The sequence below is a fragment of the Pseudomonas sp. P4_C3 genome (genome assembly GCF_056402075.1).
In genome coordinates, this window is sequence record NZ_JBFUIC010000338.1 from 1 (window position 1) to 4,141 (window position 4,141).

4 protein-coding genes are annotated in these 4,141 nt (G+C 54.5%); all 4 read right to left on the reverse strand.

The window, feature by feature from the left end:
- Window positions 1-138: 138 nt before the first annotated feature.
- Window positions 139-1,077, reverse strand: coding sequence for an electron transfer flavoprotein subunit alpha/FixB family protein (locus AC1DVH_RS27055; protein WP_477756376.1), 939 nt, complete (start codon window positions 1,075-1,077; stop codon window positions 139-141).
- The gene (locus AC1DVH_RS27060; RefSeq protein ID WP_477756377.1) at window positions 1,077-1,826 is read right to left on the reverse strand and encodes an electron transfer flavoprotein subunit beta/FixA family protein; all 750 of its coding nucleotides are present in this window, start codon (window positions 1,824-1,826) and stop codon (window positions 1,077-1,079) included. Before AC1DVH_RS27060 ends, AC1DVH_RS27055 begins: the two co-directional genes overlap by 1 nt.
- A gap of 275 nt (window positions 1,827-2,101) precedes the next feature.
- Window positions 2,102-3,178: an ABC transporter substrate-binding protein gene (locus AC1DVH_RS27065; protein WP_477756378.1), complete on the reverse strand. Its 1,077-nt coding sequence runs from the start codon at window positions 3,176-3,178 to the stop codon at window positions 2,102-2,104.
- Between the two features lie 121 nt (window positions 3,179-3,299).
- Window positions 3,300-4,141, reverse strand: an 842-nt coding sequence (locus tag AC1DVH_RS27070; RefSeq protein ID WP_477756379.1) for an electron transfer flavoprotein-ubiquinone oxidoreductase, incomplete at its 5' end; no start/stop codon positions are given.

Genomic DNA, 4,141 nt, shown 5'->3' on the forward strand with positions numbered 1-4,141 from the left:
TCGTCAGAGAACTGCGAGGCTTCCTCAACCCAACCGCCATGACTGGCGAAAAGACCCGCCGTGCGGGTGATGATTCCCACCCGGTCTGGACAATCGAAAGCGAATGTATAGGTACGCTTGGCGCTCATTTCAGACTCCTTAGGACAGGGCAGCTTCAAGAGCCGGAACTGCTTCGAACAAATCGGCAACCAGGCCGTAGTCAGCAACGCGGAAAATCGGCGCCTCCTCGTCCTTGTTGATCGCGACGATGATTTTGGAATCTTTCATGCCGGCCAAATGTTGAATTGCACCCGAGATGCCGACAGCGATGTACAAGTCAGGCGCCACGATCTTGCCTGTCTGGCCAACCTGCATATCGTTGGAGACGAAACCTGCATCGACGGCTGCGCGAGAGGCACCCACTGCGGCACCAAGCTTGTCGGCGACTTTTTCCAGTAGCGCGAAGTTGTCGCCGCTACCCATGCCACGGCCACCGGAAATGACGATCTTGGCCGAGGTCAGTTCGATCCGATCAGAGACGCTGAAATCGGCACTCAAGAATTTGGAAAGACCGGTGTCGTGAGAGACAGAAATGGCCTTGATGGGCGCCAATGCCACCGTCCGTTCGGCAGCTGCAAACGCCGTGGTGCGGACGGTCAGCACCTTGACTGCGTCAGAGCTTTCAACGGTCGCCAGGGCATTACCGGCGTAGTACGGCCGAACGAATGTGTTCGGGGAAACGATTTCCACAACGTCACTGACCTGGGCGACATCCAGCAATGCAGCCACACGAGGAAGCAAATTTTTGCCGTACGCCGTAGAGGCGGCAATGACATGACCATAGGTCGAGGTCTTCACCAGCTCGGTAACCAGAGCGGCCACATTCTCGACACCTTGATCGGCATACTCAGGCGCATCTGAAATCAGTACGCAACTCACACCTGCAAACGCAGCCAACGCCTCCGCGACACTGCCCGCTTGCTGACCTGCTACCAAAACGTCGACGTCGGCCCCAAGGCTCGCAGCCGCTGAAAGAGCGTTCAAGGTGCCCGACTTAAGAGCCCCCTCGTGGTGCTCAGCAATCAATAACACAGCCATCAGATCACCCCCGCTTCGTTCTTCAGCTTCTCGACCAGTTCTTGAACGCTACTCACACGAATGCCTGCCTTACGCTCAGGCGGCGCCGAGACCTTGATGACTTTCAAACGAGGAGCGATATCGACACCGATGTCGCTGGCATCAATGACCTCCAGTGGTTTTTTCTTCGCTTTCATGATGTTGGGAAGTGAGGCGTAGCGTGGCTCATTCAGGCGCAGATCAGCGGTGATCACTGCGGGCAACCGCAAGCTTCTGGTTTCCAGTCCACCGTCGACCTCACGAATGATATTGACCCACTCACCGACGACGTTGATTTGCGAAGCGAAGGTGCCTTGAGCGCTGCCCATCAATGCGGAAAGCATTTGACCGGTCTGATTGTTATCACCATCAATGGATTGCTTACCCRGGAGAACAATGCCGGGTTCTTCGCGCTGGGTAACGGTGTAGAGAAGCTTGGCAATCGCAAGAGGCTCCAGATCGCTACCCGTCTTGATCAGCACGGCTCTGTCTGCGCCCATTGCCAGTGCGGTTCGCAACTGCTCCTGACAAGCATCAGGGCCCACCGATACGGCGATGACTTCGCTGGCCTGCCCGCTTTCCTTCAACTGAAGTGCGGCCTCCACAGCGATTTCGCAGAAGGGGTTTATCGACATTTTTACGTTGCTTAACTCAACGTCAGATTCATCCGCTTTGACACGGACTTTGACGTTGGCGTCTACGACACGCTTCACCGCCACCAGCACCTTCATAGCAACCTCCGAATAAGTCCAAACCTCTGGAATCCGATGCTATAAGCCCCTATACCCTATTACAAACGATCTATATTTGGTACATAGATAAGCAGAGCTTATTCGTCGATGCGTCTTGCAGGTCACCTTTTTTGTTTTGCGCTGAAACAAAAAAAACCCGACGCAAGCGTCGGGCAAAGTGCACCAAGCAGAGAGCAATTCCTTTGATCAGCTCGGCTAATAGCCGCTATCCATCACCGAATCTGGTACTTCGATGGCAAGCCTACCCACACGGCTTAACGGCTAAATTCAGAGGATCTTTTTGCAAGCCAGGCATTAAAACGTTCGTTCAGTTCGTCAGCATGATCGCCCCACCACTCCGAATTAACCTGCAATGCCGTCGCAAAGTTGGCCGGGTCCGTCGGCATACTCGACTTCATATCGGCGTGAACCAGTGGCTGGGACGACTTGCGTGTAGGGCCATAAGCGATGTACTGACTTTGGTCAGCCATGATTTGAGTCGAGGTTGCGAAGCGCAGGAAATCCATGGCCTTGGCTTTATTGGGTGCACCCACCGGCACGGCCCACACATCGATGTCATACATCTGACCGTCCCAGATGATTTTGAATGGCTGTTTTTCTTTCGCCTGTGCGGCCCAGATCCGACCATTCCAGGCTGAAGTCATCGTGACCTGACCATCTGCCAGCAACTGCGGAGGTTGCGCGCCAGCTTCCCACCAGATCACCTGGCTCTTGATCGAGTCGAGCTTTTTGAAAGCACGCTGAAGCCCCTCATCGGTCTCCAGTGTTTCGTACACCTGATCACGAGGAACACCATCCGCTAACAGCGCCCATTCGAGGTTCGCCTGGGGCGCTTTGCGCAAGCCACGCTTACCGGGGTATTTTTTGAGGTCGAAGAAATCAGCCAGTGTTGTGGGGGCCTGTCCTTTGAAGGCATTGGTGTTGTAGGCAACCGCCGTGCTCCAAATGTAAGCACCGACCCCGCAATCGTTCAGCGAACCTGGCAGGAAATCCGTCGCCGTAGAGCCATCAGGCGCGGCGGCGAGATCTTTCGCTGGGTTGATGCGCTCCAACAGGCCGGCATTACAGGCCCGCACGGCATCTGGCATTTCCATATCGATTACATCCCAGGCCACTTTTTTCGACTCAACCTGAGCTTTGAGCTGGGCAATACCTCCCGAGTAATCTTCGGTACGAATCTTGACGCCTGTTTTATCGGCATAGGGTTTGATCGAGGACTGTTGCTGAGCCGCCGCGACACTTCCGCCATATGTGACAACCGTCAGGTTTTCTTGCGCCATCACGGTGAAGGAGGTCAAACCGGAGACGAGGACTAACGCTAATTTTTTCATGATGCTCCCGATAGATTTCTAGTAAGGAAGGCAGTGTGATCATTGAGTTCGTTATTGTTTTGTTCCACGCATCGCACTAGTCACGCTTCGGTCGCTCAATCGCGTAGCGACTCTTTCTCCTCTACATGCTGGTGTAGTTGGGGCCCCCGCCTCCCTCGGGTGCGCGCCAAATGATGTTTTGACTCGGGTCCTTGATGTCACAGGTTTTACAATGCAGACAGTTCTGCGCATTGATCTGAAATCGGCTCGCTGATGTATCCTCCACAACCTCGTACACACCGGCAGGACAGTACCGTTGCGCCGGTTCGGCATAGGTGGGCAGGTTGAAAGCGATGGGGATCGCAGAGTCCCTGAGCGTCAGGTGGCAGGGCTGATCTTCTTCGTGGTTTGTGTTCGACAGATAGACCGAGGAGGTCTTATCGAAACTCAGTATGTTGTCGGGTTTCGGATAGTGAATAACCGGAGCCCAATCGGCAGTAGCCATAGTCGAGTAGTCGGGGCGCTTGTCGTGGAAAGTCCAGGGCAATTTCCCTTTCAAAAGATTCAGATCAACCCAGGAATATGCGGCTCCGAGTAGATTGCCAAATCGGTGCATGGCAGGACCAAAATTACGCTGCTGGTATAGCTCGTCGTAAATTGATGACGCTCTGAATTTCCCCGCATACGCTGCCAGATCCTGACCGGCCGAATCATTGACAGCAAGCGCTTCATAGATGGTGTCAGCCGCCAGCAGCCCGGACTTCATGGCTGTGTGGGAACCTTTGATCTTGGCAAAATTCAAGGTACCGGCATCACACCCAATCAGCAGACCACCCGGAAAGTGCATCTTCGGCAACGACTGAAGCCCGCCTTTCGCAATGGCACGCGCGCCGTAGCTGATGCGCGAGCCACCACGCAGATACTGCTCGTAAAGAGGGTGATGCTTGAGCTGTTGAAACTCATCAAAGGGCGAAAGATGGGGGT

Coding starts and splice junctions, on each gene's coding strand:
- AC1DVH_RS27065 (WP_477756378.1), bottom strand. CDS start 3,178: ATGAAAAAATTAGCGTTAGTCCTCGTCTCCGGTTTGACCTCCTTCACC.
- AC1DVH_RS27055 (WP_477756376.1), bottom strand. CDS start 1,077: ATGGCTGTGTTATTGATTGCTGAGCACCACGAGGGGGCTCTTAAGTCG.